A 17,078-nucleotide genomic window follows, 5' to 3' on the forward strand; every position below is an offset into this window, starting at 1 on the left:
CGGAGACACCGTCATGTTGCATATTTTCTGTCCCCACTGCGGCGAGCTGCGCTCCGAAGAAGAGTTCCACGCCTCTGGCCAGGCGCACATCGCCCGCCCGCTGGACCCTAACGCCTGCTCCGACGAGGAGTGGGGTACCTACATGTTCTACCGTGACAACCCACGCGGTATTCACCACGAACTGTGGGACCACGTTGCCGGCTGCCGCCAGTATTTCAACGTCACCCGCGACACCGTGACCTACGAAATTCTGGAAACCTACAAGATTGGCGAGAAGCCGCAAGTGACCGCCAGCGGCAAGCAGAACAGCGCCGCGTCGACCGTCAAAGGCCAAGGGGAAAAAGTATGAGCCAGACCTATCGCCTCGCCAGCGGCGGCCGTATCGACCGCAGCAAGGTCCTGAACTTCACTTTCAACGGCAAGACCTACCAAGGTTATGCCGGTGACAGCCTGGCCGCCGCACTGCTGGCCAACGGCGTCGACATCGTCGGCCGCAGCTTCAAGTATTCGCGTCCACGCGGCATCATCGCCGCCGGTACCGAGGAGCCGAACGCCATCCTGCAGATCGGCTCCAGCGAAGCCACCCAGATCCCCAACGTGCGTGCCACCCAGCAGGCGCTGTACGCAGGTCTTGTAGCTACCAGCACCAACGGCTGGCCGAACGTCAACAACGACGTCATGGGCATCCTGGGCAAGGTGGGCGGCAGCATGATGCCGCCGGGCTTCTACTACAAAACCTTCATGTACCCGAAATCGTTCTGGATGACTTACGAGAAGTACATCCGCAAAGCCGCAGGCCTTGGCCGCGCGCCGCTGCAGAACGACCCGGACAGCTACGACTACATGAACCAGCACTGCGACGTGCTGATCGTCGGCGCTGGCCCTGCCGGCCTGGCCGCAGCCTTGGCCGCTGCCCGCAGCGGTGCCCGCGTGATCCTGGCTGACGAGCAGGAAGAGTTCGGCGGCAGCCTGCTCGACACCCGCGAAACCCTCGACGGCAAGCCTGCTGCCGATTGGGTCAGCGCTGTGGTGAAGGAGCTGGAAAGCCTGCCGGAAGTGACCCTGCTGCCACGTGCCACGGTCAACGGCTACCACGACCATAACTTCCTGACCATCCACGAGCGCCTCACCGACCACCTCGGCGACCGCGCCCCGATCGGCCAGGTACGCCACCGCGTGCACCGCGTCCGCGCCAAGCGCGTGGTGCTGGCTGCCGGCGCCCACGAGCGCCCGCTGGTGTACGGCAACAACGACCTGCCGGGCAACATGCTGGCCGGTGCCGTGTCCACCTACGTACGCCGCTACGGCGTGGCCCCGGGCCGCAAGCTGGTGCTGTCGACCAACAACGACCACGCCTACCGCGCCGCGCTGGACTGGCACGACGCCGGCCTGCAAGTGGTCGCCATTGCCGACGCCCGCCACAACCCACGTGGCTCGCTGGTTGAAGAAGCTCGTGCCAAAGGCATCCGCATCCTTACCTCCAGCGCCGTGATCGAGGCCAAGGGCAGCAAGCACGTCACCGGCGCCCGCGTGGCCGCCATCGATGTGCAGGCACACAAGGTCACCAGCCCTGGCGAAACCCTCGAGTGCGATCTGATCGCCACCTCCGGCGGCTACAGCCCGATCGTGCACCTGGCTTCGCACCTGGGCGGTCGCCCGGTATGGCGTGAAGACATCCTCGGCTTCGTGCCGGGCGATGCCCCGCAGAAACGCGAATGCGTGGGTGGCATCAACGGCGTCTACGCCCTGGGCGACGTGATCGCCGATGGCTTCGAAGGCGGCGTTCGCGCAGCCACCGAAGCGGGCTTCAAGGCCACCGTCGGCAGCCTGCCGAAAACCGTTGCGCGCAAGGAAGAGGCCACCGTGGCGCTGTTCCAGGTGCCGCACGACAAGGGCACTGCCCGCGCACCCAAGCAGTTCGTCGACCAGCAGAACGACGTCACCGCGGCTGCCATCGAACTGGCCACCCGCGAAGGCTTCGAGTCAGTCGAGCACGTAAAACGCTACACCGCGCTGGGCTTCGGTACCGACCAGGGCAAACTGGGCAACATCAACGGCCTGGCCATCGCCGCCCGTTCGATCGGCATTACCATTCCGGAAATGGGCACCACCATGTTCCGCCCCAACTACACGCCGGTTACCTTCGGTGCAGTAGCGGGCCGTCACTGTGGTCACCTGTTCGAGCCCGTACGCTTCACCGCCCTGCATGCCTGGCACGTGAAGAACGGCGCCGAGTTCGAAGACGTCGGCCAGTGGAAGCGCCCATGGTACTTCCCGAAAGCCGGTGAAGACATCCACGCCGCCGTGACCCGTGAATGCAAGGCCGTGCGCGACAGCGTGGGCCTGCTGGACGCCTCGACCCTGGGCAAGATCGACATCCAGGGCCCGGATGCGCGTGAGTTCCTCAACCGCATCTACACCAACGCCTGGACCAAGCTCGACGTGGGCAAGGCCCGCTATGGCCTGATGTGCAAGGAAGACGGCATGGTCTTCGACGACGGCGTGACCGCCTGCGTCGGCGATAACCACTTCATCATGACTACCACCACTGGCGGTGCCGCCCGTGTGCTGCAGTGGATGGAGCTGTACCACCAGACCGAATGGCCGGAACTGAAGGTGTACTTCACCTCGGTCACCGACCACTGGGCCACCATGACCCTGTCCGGCCCCAACAGCCGCAAGCTGCTGAGCGAGCTGACCGACATCGACATGGACAAGGAAGCCTTCCCGTTCATGACCTGGAAGGAAGGCAACGTCGGCGGCGTACCGGCCCGGGTGTTCCGTATCTCGTTCACCGGCGAGCTGTCGTACGAAGTCAACGTGCAGGCCAACTACGCCATGGGCGTGCTGGAACAGATCATCGAGGCAGGCAAGAAGTACAACCTGACCCCGTACGGTACCGAGACCATGCACGTACTGCGTGCCGAGAAGGGCTTCATCATCGTTGGCCAGGACACCGATGGCTCGATGAACCCGGACGACCTGAACATGAGCTGGTGCGTGGGCCGTAACAAGCCGTTCTCGTGGATCGGCCTGCGTGGCATGAACCGCGAAGACTGCCTGCGCGACAACCGCAAGCAACTGGTAGGCCTGAAGCCGGTCGACCCGAACCAGTGGCTGCCGGAAGGCGCCCAGCTGGTGTTCGACCCGAAACAGCCGATCCCGATGGACATGGTTGGCCACGTCACCTCCAGCTACGCGTCCAACTCCCTGGGCTACTCGTTCGCCATGGGTGTGGTCAAAGGCGGCCTCAAGCGCATGGGCGAGCGCGTCTACTCGCCGCAGGCGGATGGCAGCGTGATCGAGGCGGAGATCGTGTCTTCGGTGTTCTTCGATCCGAAGGGTGAGCGGCAGAACGTTTGACTCCGGGCCCTGTGGGGGCAGGCCAGGCCTCATCGCCGGCAAGCCGGGCTCCCACAGGATCGATGCAGCTTCGAAGGTTGGTGAGGTCCCTGTGGGAGCCGGCTTGCCGGCGATAGGGCCGGTAGATCCAGCACAGAAGCTGCGTCGCATCGACGAACAAGAATTCAAGGCAGGTAAGAAATGAGCGCTATCAACGTCTTCCAGCAAAACCCCGGCGCCGAGGCCAAGGCCCAGTCGCCACTGCACCACGCCGACCTGGCCAGCCTGGTTGGCAAAGGCCGCAAGAACGCAGGCGTAACCCTGCGTGAACGCAAGTTCCTCGGCCACCTGACCATCCGTGGCGACGGCCACAACCCGGAATTCGCCGCCGGCGTGCACAAGGCCCTGGGCCTGGAGCTGCCAGTGGCCCTGACCGTGGTCGCCAACAACGAAATGTCGCTGCAATGGGTCGGCCCCGACGAGTGGCTGCTGATCGTGCCAGGCGGCCAGGAACTGGCGGTCGAGCAGAAACTGCGCGCAGCCCTCGAAGGCCAGCACATCCAGGTGGTCAACGTCAGCGGCGGGCAGAGCCTGCTGGAACTGCGCGGCCCGAATGTGCGCGAAGTGCTGATGAAGTCCACCAGCTATGATGTTCACCCGAACAACTTCCCGGTGGGCAAGGCAGTCGGCACCGTGTTCGCCAAGTCGCAACTGGTGATCCGCCGCACAGCCGAAGACACCTGGGAACTGGTGATTCGCCGCAGCTTCGCCGACTACTGGTGGCTGTGGCTGCAGGACGCTTCGGCCGAGTACGGCCTGAGCATCGAGGCTTAAGGAGAACAGAGCATGAGTCGGGCACCGGATACCTGGATTCTCACCGCCGACTGCCCGAGCATGCTCGGCACCGTCGACGTGGTGACGCGTTACCTCTTCGAGCAGCGCTGCTACGTGACGGAGCACCACTCCTTCGATGACCGGCAGTCTGGGCGTTTCTTCATTCGCGTGGAGTTCCGCCAGCCGGACGATTTCGATGAAGCCGGCTTCCGCGCCGGCCTTGCCGAGCGCAGCGAGGCGTTCGGCATGGCGTTCGAGCTGACCGCACCGAATCACCGCCCCAAGGTGGTGATCATGGTGTCCAAGGCCGACCACTGCCTTAACGACCTGCTGTATCGCCAGCGTATCGGTCAGCTGGCCATGGACGTGGTCGCGGTGGTGTCCAACCACCCTGATCTCGAACCACTGGCACACTGGCACAAGATTCCTTACTACCACTTTGCCCTCGACCCCAAGGACAAGCCCGGGCAAGAGCGCAAGGTACTTCAGGTGATCGAGGAAACCGGTGCCGAACTGGTGATACTTGCGCGCTACATGCAGGTGTTGTCGCCAGAGCTGTGCCGGCGCCTGGATGGCTGGGCGATCAACATTCACCACTCGTTGCTGCCAGGGTTCAAAGGCGCCAAGCCTTACCACCAGGCGTACAACAAGGGCGTGAAGATGGTTGGCGCTACGGCGCACTACATCAACAACGACCTGGACGAAGGCCCGATCATCGCCCAGGGCGTGGAGGTGGTCGACCACAGCCATTACCCCGAAGACCTGATTGCCAAAGGGCGCGACATCGAGTGCCTGACCTTGGCGCGAGCGGTGGGGTATCACATCGAGCGACGAGTGTTCCTCAACGCCAACCGGACCGTAGTTCTGTAATAACCAGTACCGGCCTCTTCGCGGGCTTGCCCGCTCCCACAGGTTCAGCGTGAACTTGAAGCCAGCGCAGGACCTGTGGGAGCGGGCAAGCCCGCGAAGAGGCCGGCACAGGTCACCCCATCCGTTCCCCCATATCCTCCAACGACAACCCTGCCGCTAAAAGGCATCTCCCTGTCGCTCCCAGTCAGTGCATCCGGCCCCATCAGGCCCACAATTCCCTGCATTCCAGTAACACATGCCGCCCACGGATGGCGGCGCGTTCAACCACCGCTGCATAAATAAAAATCAAGCGAGGTAAGAGCATGTCTGGCAATCGTGGAGTGGTATATCTCGGCGCCGGCAAGGTCGAGGTGCAGAAGATCGACTACCCGAAAATGCAGGACCCACGCGGCAAGAAGATCGAGCACGGCGTGATCCTGAAGGTGGTCTCCACCAACATCTGCGGCTCCGACCAGCACATGGTCCGCGGCCGCACCACTGCCCAGGTCGGCCTGGTCCTGGGCCACGAAATCACTGGTGAAATCGTCGAGAAGGGTCGTGACGTCGAGCGCATGCAGATTGGCGACCTGGTCTCGGTGCCATTCAACGTCGCCTGTGGCCGCTGCCGCTCCTGCAAGGAAATGCACACCGGTGTCTGCCTCACCGTCAACCCTGCCCGCGCTGGCGGTGCCTATGGTTACGTCGACATGGGCGACTGGACCGGCGGCCAGGCCGAGTACGTGCTGGTGCCGTACGCCGACTTCAACCTGCTGAAACTGCCCGAGCGCGACAAGGCCATGGAAAAGATCCGTGACCTGACCTGCCTGTCCGATATCCTGCCGACCGGCTACCACGGTGCCGTGACTGCCGGTGTAGGCCCAGGCAGCACCGTCTACGTTGCTGGCGCCGGCCCGGTCGGTCTGGCTGCCGCTGCCTCGGCGCGCCTGCTGGGCGCTGCCTGCGTCATCGTTGGCGACCTCAACCCGGCCCGCCTGGCCCACGCCAAGTCCCAAGGCTTCGAAGTGGTCGACCTGTCCAAGGACACCCCACTGCACGAGCAGATCGTCGACATCCTCGGTGAGCCGGAAGTGGACTGCGCCGTCGACGCCGTCGGCTTCGAAGCCCGCGGCCATGGCCATGAAGGTGCCAAGCATGAAGCCCCGGCCACCGTGCTGAACTCGCTGATGCAGGTTACCCGCGTTGCCGGCAACATCGGTATCCCGGGCCTTTACGTGACCGAAGATCCGGGTGCGGTGGATGCTGCCGCCAAGATCGGCGCGCTGAGCATTCGCTTCGGCCTGGGCTGGGCCAAGTCGCACAGCTTCCACACCGGCCAGACCCCGACCATGAAGTACAACCGCCAGCTGATGCAGGCGATCATGTGGGACCGAATCAACATTGCCGAAGTGGTGGGTGTGCAGGTGATCAACCTGGATCAGGCGCCGGAAGGGTATGGCGAGTTCGATGCCGGTGTGCCGAAGAAGTTCGTGATCGACCCGCACAAGATGTGGGGGGCGGCATAACTAACGCCGTGTAAGAAGAGCCCCTCGAGTCGAGGGGCTTTTCCTTTCCTATCACCGAATTACGTTAGTCCCTCAGGAGCCGTCGCTTCCTCTCTAATGAGGGCTGATAGCCAGGTGTGAATAGTACTCTGGTTGCTTCTGTAGAAGCCCTGTTTCCAGATCGCAATGCCTCATTTATAAAGTCCCTATCGTTACTTTCTGACATCACGGCGTAGTTGAACTCCGCAATATGATTTAGTCTTTTTAAATAACGTTCGGTCATTGGGGAAAGAGGGTTTACCGGTTTCGGTGCTGAGGGCTCATATCTGGCAAGATCCTTAAGTGATGGGACCCCCGCCTTTGGATTATACGAGACAGGCCTCTTCGGCTTGGCGATTGGGAGAGGAGAGAGCACAGGTTCGGAAATCGAGTTGCTTGCAAGTGGGTTGAAAGGTTCAGGTCTCGAGTATTCGGCAGGCAGGTCTATCTCAGGTAGCGATTGACTCAGACCTGGATTTGAAACGGATGGCCTGTTTTTTTTGAATAACCTTCTGACAGATTTTAAAAAGTTTAGCTTGATATGGCCGGTCGGGTCTGAATGGTTTATTGGGTCGCAAGAGCAGTAACCGTAGCCACTGATGTTGTCTTTCGCAAACGGCGCAATACTGTCGAAAGACATGAAGCGCATCAGTGACGGGCTGAAAAGACGATAGCTACCGAGTAGGTAGTTTCCATTGCAATTGGGCAGTTCACCATTGAAACCAAAAATTGATAGTCTTTGGTGCATTTGGTCGATATGTCCGTAGCATGAAAAGCTATTGTTTACTATGCCTGTCTTGTTAGGCGCGGCAATTGCCGTTCCGAGCCTGTCTACTGCCAGCGGTATTGCACGCCTTTCTAGAGAGTCCGCTTGTATTTCCGCTATGAACTGACTTGCGGTGCAGAATTTTGACACTTGTAGATTGCTGTAGATGACGTTTTTAATGTGCTTCGATTGGTAAAAAATATATAGCGGTGCGCCGGTTATCATAAGTTATACCCAGCTTGTGGTAGAGAGGAGTCCTCAGCTTCGTCAGCCAGAAGGAGCATTGCAACTGGTAAAAATGCTAGGTAATTATCCAGCAGCCTTCGATATACGGCTCGGAACAAGTTGCGCATTAGTCGGTCAAACCTCTCGTTTCCCAGGCCATCCCGGCCGACGAGGTCCCTCCCGATGAAAGCATTCACCCTGGCAACCCTGATGACCCTGGCCGCAAGCCCGGTGTTCGCCTTCAACCTCAGCGACGCCGCCAACGCCGTGTCGGCCATGCAGAACCAGAGTCAAAGCCAGCAAGGCCAGGTGCAGGCACCCGAGGCGCAGGCAAACCTGCTCAACACTTTGGGCAGCCAATTGAATATCACCCCGGAGCAAGCCGTGGGCGGTGCAGGGGCCATGCTTGGGCTGGCGCGCAACAACCTGAGCAGCGACGACTACGGCCAACTGACCAAGGCCGTGCCGGGGCTGGACCTGCTTGCCGGGGCCAATGTACTGGGCGGCTTGAGTGGCCTGGGTGAGTTGCTGGGCAAGAACAGCGAGAGCCAGTCGGCGTTGAGCAATGCGTTGGGCAACAATATGGAAAACCGCAGCGACCTGGACAATGCGTTCAAGGCGCTGGGGATGGATACCGGGATGATCGGGCAGTTTGCGCCGTTGCTGCTGCAGTACCTGGGGCAGCAGGGGATTGCCGGGTCGTTGTTGCAGAATTTGGGGAGTTTGTGGACCACTCCTGCTCCGTTGACCGGGCCTTCGGTCTGAGGATTTTGCCAGCATCACAGCCTTGAAGGCTGACGCCGTACCTGTAGGAGCGGCCTTGTGTCGCGAGAGGGCCGCAAAGCGGCCCCACTATTTCAGCGTCGATGCAGATATAGCCGGGGCTGCTCTGCAGCCCTTTCGCGACACAAGGCCGCTCCTACAAAGGCCAGCGCAGGCCATGAGATTGGTGTATCCCGCAAAGGCGAGTCAGGTCGCTTCGGTGAAGTCCACCAGCCGCACCGGGCGGCGGAAGCCGGCGGTCAGTACTGCCAGGTATGCAAGACCCAGCGCAAACCAGCACAGGCCGATCACCAGTGTCAGCGCCGACAGGCTGGTCCACAGCCACAAGGTCAACCCCAACCCCACCAGCGGCACCGCGCCATAACACAGCAGCCCTTTGACGCTACGCTGGCTGGCTTCGTCCACCAGATGGGTTTTAACCACCGCCAGGTTCACCGCCGAAAACGCCACCAGCGCACCAAAGCTGATCAGCGAGGCAAGGGTCGCCAGGTCGATCACCAACGCCAGCAACGAGAACGCCGAAACCAGCAGAATGGCGAACACCGGCGTGCCAAAGCGCGGGGACAGGTAGCCGAACGTTCGCTGCGGCAGCACCTTGTCACGGCCCATGGTGAACAGAATGCGCGACACAGCCGCCTGCGAGGCCAGCGCCGAGCCCAGGCTGCCAGCCACATAGGCCGCAGTGAAGAAGTTGGCCAGGAACTGCCCGCCCGCCTTGAACATCACTTCGTTGGCCGCCGCATCGGCATTGGCAAAGGTGGTGCCCGGCAGTACCAGTTGGCTGACATAGGCCAGCACGGTGAACAGCAAACCGGCGAACAGGGTGGTGAGGATGATTGCCCGTGGCACATCGCGGCGGGCATCGCGGCATTCTTCGGCCAAGGTCGAGACAGCGTCAAAGCCGAGGAACGACAGGCACAGCACCGCCGCACCAGCCATCAGCGCGCCGAAGCCCGGCTGCGAACCGTCGCCCAGCAGTGGCGAAAGCAGGTCGAGCGGCTGGCCGGCCAGGGACTGGCAGGACAGGGCGACGAACACCACGATGAAGACGATCTGTGCGCCGACGATCAGGTTGCTGGTCTTGGCCACAGAGTGAATGCCGACCACGTTGAGCAGCGTGACCAGGGCAATCGAGGCCAGCGCGATAGACCATGCGGGGATGGCCGGGAAGGCGATGTTCAGGAACAGGCCGATCAGCAGGTAATTGATCATCGGCAGGAACAGGTAGTCGAGCAGCAGCGACCAGCCGGCCAGGAAGCCAACGTTCGGGCCGAAGGCCATGTTGGTGTAGGAGTACGCCGAGCCCGCGACCGGGAAGCGTTTGACCATGAAGCTGTAGGAGGTGGCGGTGAACAGCATGGCCACCAGCGTGACGATATAGGCGCCGGCCGTGCGGCCACCAGTAAGTTCGGTGACGATGCCGTAAGTGGTGAAGATGGTCAGCGGGACCATGTACACCAGGCCGAAGAACACCAAGGCGGGCAGGCCGAGGACACGGCGGAGCTGGACGGGGGTAGAGCTGGGTGGGTTGGCCATCGTTCGATCCAGAGCATTTTTTGTAGTTGTGCTTTGGTCGATTTTTATCCACTTAGGTGGTGTGTGACAAAGAAGTAATCCTAATGCTGATTATTAGCCAGGTTTTTAATCGGATTCTTGTAATGCCTGTTCCGGCCTCTTCGCGGGCTTGCCCGCTCCCACAGGACCTGCACAGAATTCGAAAACTGTGGATATCCTGTGGGAGCGGGCAAGCCCGCGAAAAGGCCGGATCAGGCAGTAAAGATCTCAGCCCATTTCGGCCCGCAGCTGCTCGATCCGCAAGTCCTTCTCCACCCACAACTGGTTCACCCAGGCCTGCACGGTCTGCCTGAACTCAGCATCATTCTCGTAATCCCCCGCCCACAGCATCGGGTCCAGTTCACGCACACGAATGTCGATAATCACCCGGCTGATGCTGCCATTGAGCAAATCCCAGAAACCCGGCGCCTTGTTGCCGGGGTAGACGATGGTCACGTCCAGCAAGGCATCCAGCTGCTCGCCCAATGCCGCCAGCACGAACGCCACGCCACCAGCCTTGGGCTTGAGCAGGTAGCGATACGGCGATTGCTGCTGCTGACGCTTGGCTTCGGTGAAGCGTGTGCCTTCCAGGTAGTTCACCACGGTCACCGGCTGGCGCTTGAACAGTTCACAAGCAGCCTTGGTGATTTCCAGGTCCTTGCCCTTCAGCTCGGGGTGCTTCTCCAGGAAGGCCTTGCTGTAGCGCTTCATGAACGGGTAATCCAGCCCCCACCAGGCCAGGCCCAGCAGTGGTACCCAGATCAGCTCCTTCTTCAGGAAGAACTTGAAGAACGGTGTACGGCGGTTGAGGCTCTCGATCAGCGCCGGAATATCGACCCAGGTCTGGTGGTTGCTGACGGCCAGGTACGAAGTGTCCTTGCGCAGGTTCTCGACGCCGCGGATATCCCACTGGGTAGGAATGCACAGGGCAAAGATGGCCTTGTCGATCTCCGACCAGGTCTCGGCCACCCACATCACCGCCCACGAGGCATAGTCACGCCCACGCCCCGGCAGCACCAGTTTGAGCAGGGCGAAGACCAGCAGCGGGCAGATCAACACCAAAGTGTTGAGCAGCAGCAGGGTGGTAGTGAGGATGCCGGTCAGCAGGCGACGCATAAAGAGACTCTTGTTGTGGGAGATAAACGGTTGGCAATGATAAGCAGGGCAGTGGCCTACGCCAAATTTCCAGTGCCCTGCGGCGAGGACAAATGTTTCACATTATGTTGGTTAGGCTTGTGACAGCGAACCTATCCTGCCAGTGCAGTCTAAGCACTGACCCTCCTCAAGGAAGCTTGCCTGTGAAACCTCTGCTTGCCCTGTTGTCGTTGTTGGCGCTGCCGGTCATGGCCGCCGAGCCCACAATCTATGGCCGTTACGAGAACATAGCCCTGCCCGAACTGGGCGAAACCCTGAAAGCCAAGATGGATACCGGTGCCTTCACCGCGTCGCTGTCGGCCAAGGACATCGAGCTGTTCACCCGTGATGGCGACGAGTGGGTGCGCTTCCGCCTGGCTACCAAGGACTCGGACGGCAAGGTGTACGAGCACAAGGTCTCGCGCATCAGCAAGATCAAGGGCCGTGCCGATGAAGAGGAGGAAGGCGATGCGCCGGAGATCTCCAAGCGCCCGGTGGTCGACCTGGAGCTGTGCCTGGGGGACGTGAAGCGCACCGTCGAGGTCAACCTGGTGGACCGCAGCAGCTTCAACTACCCGCTGCTGGTGGGCTCCAAGGCTTTGCGCGAGTTCAAGGCGGCGGTCAACCCGGCCAAGAAGTTCACCGCTGGCAAGCCTGACTGCTGATCGCAAGCCACCTTTGCCGGCCTCTTCGCGGGCACGCCCGCTCCCACAGGGATGGCGCGTGTCCTTGTGGCTGCGCGGTATCTGTGGGAGCTGGCTTGCCTGCGATGGGTCGCATAGCCCCACGATCTCAGCGCTGATGCAGACATTGTCGGGGCCGCTCTGCGGCCCTTTCGCTACACAAGGCCGCTCCTACACAATAGTGCGTCGCCATAGATATCTGCACAGGCCCGGACGCCATGCCCCACATCCTCATCGTCGAAGACGAAGCCGCCATCGCCGACACCCTGGTCTACGCCCTGCAGGCCGACGGCCATAGCACCGAATGGGTAACCCTGGGCAGCGCCGCCCTCGACCAGCAGCGCCAGCGCCCGGCCGACCTGGTCATCCTCGACATCGGCCTGCCCGATATCAGTGGCTTCGAAACCTGCCGCCAGCTGCGCCGCTTCAGCGAAGTGCCGGTCATGTTCCTCAGCGCCCGCGATGGCGAAATCGACCGGGTGGTGGGCCTGGAAATCGGCGCAGACGACTATGTGGTCAAACCCTTCAGCCCGCGTGAAGTGGCGGCGCGGGTACGGGCGATCCTCAAGCGCATGGGCCCCAGGGTCGAGCCCGCTGTCGAGGCCACGCTGTTCCAGCTCGACACCTTGCGCATGCAGATCACCTACCGCAGCCAGCCACTCCCCCTTACCCGCCACGAATTCCGCCTGCTGCAATGCCTGCTCGAGCAACCGCACCGGGTATTCAGCCGCGAACAGCTGCTCGACGCCGTGGGCGTGGCCTCTGACGTGGGCTACGAGCGCACCATCGACAGCCATATCAAGAGCCTGCGCGCCAAGCTGCGCCAGGTGGCCAGCGACGCCGAACCGATCCAGACCCACCGTGGCCTCGGCTACAGCTACAGCCCGGACCATGCCTGATGCGCCTGGGCATCCGGATCTTCCTGGTGTACTTCCTGTTCGTCGGGCTGGCGGGCTACTTTCTGCTCAATACGGTGCGCGAACAGATCCGTCCGGTGGTGCGCCAGTCCTCTGAAGAAACGCTGGTAGACACCGCCAACCTGCTGGCCGAGATCCTGCACGATGACGTCAAGGCCGGCACCCTGAACCAGAGCCGCCTGCCCGAAGTGCTAAAGGCCTATGGCTCGCGCAGCCCGGGTGCGCAGATCTGGGGCCTGGCCAAGAACCAGGTGAGCCACCGCATCTATGTCACCGATGCCAAGGGCACCGTGCTGCTGGACTCCAGCGGCGAGGACCTGGGCAAGGACTACTCGAAGTGGAATGACGTGTACCTGACCTTGCGTGGCCAGTACGGCGCCCGCTCCACCCGCAGTGACCCCGACGATGAAAGCACCTCGGTGATGCACGTGGGGGCACCGATCATCGACGATGGCAAGATCATCGGCGTGGTTACAGTGGCCAAGCCCAACAGCTCGCTGCAACCGTACATCGACCGCTCCGAACGGCGCTTGCTGACCCTGGGCCTGGGGCTGATCGGCCTGGGCCTGCTGATCGGTGCCGCGTTGTCGTGGTGGCTGGCGCGCTCGCTGCGCCGGCTGGCCCGCTACGCCCAGGCGGTCAGCGAGGGCGAGCGTGCCGCCCTGCCGCACTACAAGGGTGGCGAACTGGCACACCTGGCCCAGGCGGTCGAGCGCATGCGCACGCAACTGGAGGGCAAGGCCTATGTCGAGCGGTATGTGCATACCCTGACACACGAGCTGAAAAGCCCGCTGGCGGCCATTCGTGGCGCTTCCGAGCTGTTGCAGGGCGATGACATGCCGGCTGACCAGCGGGCGCGCTTTGCCGGCAACATCGAGCGCGAGAGCGAGCGTTTGCAGCAGATGATCGAACGCCTGCTCAACCTGGCCCGGGTCGAGCAGATGCAGGCGCTGGAGGATGAGCAGCAGGTGGCGCTGGCGGCGTTGGTGGACGAGTTGCTGTTGGCCCATGCGGCGCGTATCGAAGGTGCCGATTTGCAGGTGCGCCAGCGGGTGCCGGCTGGTTTGCGCTTGTTGTGTGACCCGTTCCTGATGCGCCAGGCGCTGGCCAACCTGCTCGACAACGCGTTGGACTTCACCCCGGAGGGAGGCGCGCTGTTGTTCGACCTGGAGCGCGATGGCGAACGGGTGGCGCTGAGTGTGTTCAACCAGGGGCAGGCGATACCGGCCTATGCCATTGGGCGGGTGAGCGAGCGGTTCTACTCGCTGCCGCGGCCGGGGAGTGGGCGCAAGAGCACCGGGTTGGGGCTTAATTTTGTGGCCGAGGTGATGCAGCTGCATGGCGGGGCGTTGGCGGTGGATAACGTCGATGGTGGGGTGCGGGTGAGGTTGTGGCTGCCGGTGCGGCGTATCAGTTGACATTGCCGGGGCTGCTGCGCAGCCCAATCGCCGGCAAGCCAGCTCCCACAGGTTTTCGCAGGCCTCAGGCAATGTGCATAACCTGTGGGAGCTGGCTTGCCGGCGATTGGGCCCTTGAAAAACACACAATCTCCACACCATCTCCCCGAAGCCTCCACGCAAGGCGCAGACACTGCGCCCACTGCCACAGGAGGCCCCATGAACAAGACCCTCGGTTTCAAACTCGGCATGATCGGCGTATTGATCTTGCTGCTGCTCGTCCCGCTACTGCTGATCAGCGGCCTGATCGGTGAACGCCAGGCCCTGCGCGACAGTGTGCTGCGCGATATCGCCCAGAGCGCCAGCTTCGACCAGCAACTCAGCGGCCCGCTGCTGGTGGTGCCCTACCGCAAGTACCAGCGCCGCTGGATCGAAAAGGACGGCGAGCGCACCCAGGAAACCAGCACCATTGCCGGCCACCTGTACTTCCTGCCGGAAACCTTCGACGCCGATCTGGGCGTGGACACCGAACTGCGCGCCCGTGGCATCTACCAGGCCCGGCTGTTCCATGCCAAGGGCCGTATCAGTGGCCGCTTCAAGCTCCCGGAACGTTGGGGTATCGACAAGGACTTCGACGACTACCGCTTCGACAAGCCGTTCCTGGTGGTAGGCATCAGCGATATCCGCGGCATCGAGAACGGCCTGGAGCTGAGCATGGGCGAGCAGAAAGTGCCGTTCGAAGCCGGCACCCGGCTCGACTGGATGCGTGGTGGCGTGCACGCCAGCCTGCCGGGGCTGGACGGCCTGCAGGCGCGTGAATTCAGCTACGGTTTCGATCTTGCACTGCAAGGCACCGGCCAGCTGCACGTGGTGCCGGTGGGCCGCACCAGTGCCGTGGACCTGCGCGCCAACTGGCCGCACCCGAGCTTCGTCGGCAACTACCTGCCCAGTCGTCGCGACATCGACGCCCAGGGCTTCAGTGCCCACTGGCAGACCTCGTTCTTTGCCACCAACCTCGAAGACGCCCTGCGCCAGTGCGCCATCGCCGGGCAGTGTGCGGACTTCAGCGATCGCAGCTTCGGTGTCAGCTTCGTCGACCCGGTGGACCAGTACCTGAAGAGCGAGCGGGCAATCAAGTACGCCTTGCTGTTCATCGCCCTGACCTTCGCCGGCTTCTTCCTGTTCGAAGTGCTGAAGAACCTCAGCGTGCACCCGGTGCAGTACATCCTGGTGGGGGTGGCGCTGGCGTTCTTCTACCTGCTGTTGCTGTCGTTGTCCGAGCACATCGGCTTTGGTTTGGCGTATGGGCTGTCAGCTTCGGCATGTGTGCTGCTGATCGGCTTCTACCTGAGCCATGTGTTGCGCAGCCTGGGGCGTGGGGTGGGCTTTGCGGTGGGGTTGGCGGCGCTGTATGCGCTGCTCTACGGGCTGCTGAGTGCCGAGGACTATGCGCTGTTGATGGGCTCGTTGCTGTGCTTCGGCCTGCTGGGGGTATTCATGGTGCTGACCCGGCGGCTGGATTGGGCACGGGTGGGGAGGGCGGCATGAGGGAGGACAGAGAGATCGGGCGGTGGCTGGCACTCAGGATCGGGCAGCTGTTTCCTGTGATACCGAGGTGAGGCGGGGCTGCTTTGCAGCCCAATCGCCGGCAAGCCAGCTCCCACAGGTACAGCACAGGATTCAAGAGCTGTGAGTACCTGTGGGAGCTGGCTTGCCGGCGATAGCGGCCTGTCAGGCTGCCGGTGCTGTTGCCACCATCGACGGCCGCTTGGCCACCTCGGCATACCACGCCGCCAATCCAGGCTGGTGTTCACGCCAGCCAAACTCGGGCTGGCGCAAATCCAGATACCCCAGCGCACAGGCCACGCCGATCGCTGCCAGGTCGAACCCGGACATCAACTCGGGCAAATGCTCCTGCTCCAGATTGGCCAGGCTACGGCGGATCTTGTCGCCCTGTGCCTGCAGCCAACCATCCCAGCGCTTGTCTTCAGGGCGCAGGAAGCTCTCATAGCGGCTCGACACCGCCGCATCCATGATGGCATCGGCCTGTGACGCCAGCGTCATGCGCCGCCAGCGCGCCAAGCCTTCGCGCGGCAGCAGCGGCAGGCCGACGTGCTGCAGGTCGAGGTACTCGCAGATCACCCGGCTGTCATGCAGCACGGTGCCGTCTTCCAGGCGCAGGGCCGGGATCTTGCCGATCGGGTTGTCCTGGTTGAGCTGTGGGTCACCGCTGACCGGGCTGATGTTCACCGGCTGCAGCTGCACGCGCTCAAGCTGGCCAGTCTCGTGCAACACCACCATGACCTTGCGCACGAAAGGCGACAACGGCGAGTGGAACAGAGTCATCGTGCTCATGCTTCAGTTACCCTGCAGGCTCGGTGGCAGGCACACGCCGGTACCGCCGATACCGCAGTAGCCGTCCGGGTTCTTGGCCAGGTACTGCTGGTGGTAGGCCTCGGCGAAGTACACGGTCGGTGCCTGGTCGATTTCGGTGGTGATCTCGCCGAAGCCGGCCTTGCTCAGTTCGGCCTGGAAGGCGTCGCGGCTGGCCTTGGCCTGTTCCAGCTGTTCAGGGCTGGTGCAGTAGATGGCCGAGCGGTACTGGGTGCCGATGTCGTTGCCCTGGCGCATGCCCTGGGTCGGGTTGTGCAGCTCCCAGAACATCGCCAGCAGCTCGCGGTAGCTGACCTTGTCCTTGTCGAACACCACCAGCACCACTTCGGTGTGGCCGGTCAGGCCCGAGCAGACTTCTTCGTAGGTGGGGTGGGGAGTGAAGCCGCCGGCGTAGCCGACCACTGTGCTGACCACGCCTTCACGCTGCCAGAAGCGGCGCTCGGCGCCCCAGAAGCAACCCAGGCCGAAGATGGCGAAGTCGATGGCGCCTTCGAAGAATGGGCCGAGCAGCGGCGTGTCTTTGAACACGTAGTGGAACTCGGGCAGGCTCATTGGCGTTTCGCGGCCAGGCAGGGCCTGTTCCGCGGTTGGCATGACGTTTTTGTTCACCAGGATTTCCGAACGCAGGACCATGGCCGTTCCTCTGTGTTTATTCAGTT

Annotated in this window: 15 protein-coding genes; 10 read left to right on the forward strand and 5 right to left on the reverse strand. The window is 62.4% G+C overall.

What is annotated here, in order from left to right; all coding sequences use genetic code 11:
- The first annotated feature begins 13 nt into the window (after nt 1–13).
- From CAG34_RS16635 to fdhA, 5 genes are all read left to right on the forward strand, one after another.
- Nucleotides 14–349: a sarcosine oxidase subunit delta gene (locus CAG34_RS16635; protein WP_013970519.1), complete on the forward strand. Its 336-nt coding sequence runs from the start codon at nt 14–16 to the stop codon at nt 347–349.
- Entirely contained in the window at nt 346–3,363 is a 3,018-nt protein-coding gene (locus tag CAG34_RS16640; RefSeq protein ID WP_025337395.1) for a sarcosine oxidase subunit alpha, read from the forward strand. Before CAG34_RS16635 ends, CAG34_RS16640 begins: the two co-directional genes overlap by 4 nt.
- A 180-nt stretch (nt 3,364–3,543) precedes the next feature.
- Nucleotides 3,544–4,176: a sarcosine oxidase subunit gamma gene (locus CAG34_RS16645; protein WP_025337396.1), complete on the forward strand. Its 633-nt coding sequence runs from the start codon at nt 3,544–3,546 to the stop codon at nt 4,174–4,176.
- 12 nt (nt 4,177–4,188) lie between these two features.
- Nucleotides 4,189–5,046 carry a formyltetrahydrofolate deformylase gene (gene purU, locus CAG34_RS16650; protein ID WP_025337397.1) on the forward strand — a complete coding sequence of 286 codons (858 nt, stop codon included), beginning with the start codon at nt 4,189–4,191 and terminating at the stop codon, nt 5,044–5,046.
- A gap of 302 nt (nt 5,047–5,348) precedes the next feature.
- Nucleotides 5,349–6,548, forward strand: a complete 1,200-nt coding sequence (fdhA, locus tag CAG34_RS16655; protein ID WP_003255673.1) for a formaldehyde dehydrogenase, glutathione-independent — start codon at nt 5,349–5,351, stop codon at nt 6,546–6,548.
- A gap of 64 nt (nt 6,549–6,612) precedes the next feature.
- On the opposite strand, the gene CAG34_RS16660 is transcribed toward fdhA, so the two are convergent.
- Nucleotides 6,613–7,482, reverse strand: a complete 870-nt coding sequence (locus CAG34_RS16660) for an RHS repeat-associated core domain-containing protein (protein ID WP_158091102.1) — start codon at nt 7,480–7,482, stop codon at nt 6,613–6,615.
- Between the two features lie 258 nt (nt 7,483–7,740).
- On the opposite strand from CAG34_RS16660, the gene CAG34_RS16665 reads away from it, so the two are divergent.
- The gene (locus CAG34_RS16665; protein ID WP_085591317.1) at nt 7,741–8,322 is read left to right on the forward strand and encodes a DUF2780 domain-containing protein; all 582 of its coding nucleotides are present in this window, start codon (nt 7,741–7,743) and stop codon (nt 8,320–8,322) included.
- 204 nt (nt 8,323–8,526) lie between these two features.
- Here the strand turns inward: CAG34_RS16665 and CAG34_RS16670 are convergent, their stop codons facing one another.
- Complete coding sequence (locus CAG34_RS16670) at nt 8,527–9,876, reverse strand: APC family permease (protein ID WP_085591319.1); 1,350 nt, start codon at nt 9,874–9,876, stop codon at nt 8,527–8,529.
- A gap of 246 nt (nt 9,877–10,122) precedes the next feature.
- A complete protein-coding gene (locus CAG34_RS16675; RefSeq protein WP_085591321.1) occupies nt 10,123–11,010 on the reverse strand; it encodes an acyltransferase in 888 nt (295 codons plus the stop codon).
- A 182-nt stretch (nt 11,011–11,192) separates the two neighbouring features.
- Between CAG34_RS16675 and CAG34_RS16680 the strand changes: the two genes are divergently transcribed.
- The 4 genes from CAG34_RS16680 (at nt 11,193) to creD (ending at nt 15,573) form a co-directional block, all read left to right on the forward strand.
- Nucleotides 11,193–11,693 carry an ATP-dependent zinc protease gene (locus CAG34_RS16680; protein ID WP_003257529.1) on the forward strand — a complete coding sequence of 167 codons (501 nt, stop codon included), beginning with the start codon at nt 11,193–11,195 and terminating at the stop codon, nt 11,691–11,693.
- 236 nt (nt 11,694–11,929) lie between these two features.
- Nucleotides 11,930–12,610: a two-component system response regulator CreB gene (creB, locus tag CAG34_RS16685; protein WP_085591323.1), complete on the forward strand. Its 681-nt coding sequence runs from the start codon at nt 11,930–11,932 to the stop codon at nt 12,608–12,610.
- Nucleotides 12,610–14,046 carry a two-component system sensor histidine kinase CreC gene (gene creC / locus CAG34_RS16690; protein WP_013970529.1) on the forward strand — a complete coding sequence of 479 codons (1,437 nt, stop codon included), beginning with the start codon at nt 12,610–12,612 and terminating at the stop codon, nt 14,044–14,046. The genes creB and creC overlap by 1 nt, the downstream gene beginning before the upstream one ends.
- A 198-nt stretch (nt 14,047–14,244) precedes the next feature.
- Nucleotides 14,245–15,573 (forward strand): cell envelope integrity protein CreD, encoded by a 1,329-nt coding sequence (gene creD / locus CAG34_RS16695; RefSeq protein ID WP_085591325.1) that lies wholly within the window; start codon nt 14,245–14,247, stop codon nt 15,571–15,573.
- Between the two features lie 183 nt (nt 15,574–15,756).
- On the opposite strand, the gene CAG34_RS16700 is transcribed toward creD, so the two are convergent.
- The gene (locus CAG34_RS16700) at nt 15,757–16,380 is read right to left on the reverse strand and encodes a glutathione S-transferase (RefSeq protein WP_085591327.1); all 624 of its coding nucleotides are present in this window, start codon (nt 16,378–16,380) and stop codon (nt 15,757–15,759) included.
- A gap of 3 nt (nt 16,381–16,383) precedes the next feature.
- A complete protein-coding gene (gene msrA, locus CAG34_RS16705; protein ID WP_003255654.1) occupies nt 16,384–17,052 on the reverse strand; it encodes a peptide-methionine (S)-S-oxide reductase MsrA in 669 nt (222 codons plus the stop codon).
- Between the last annotated feature and the right edge of the window lie 26 nt (nt 17,053–17,078).

This window comes from Pseudomonas sp. B14(2017), from assembly GCF_002113255.1.
Classification (GTDB): domain Bacteria; phylum Pseudomonadota; class Gammaproteobacteria; order Pseudomonadales; family Pseudomonadaceae; genus Aquipseudomonas; species Aquipseudomonas putida_Z.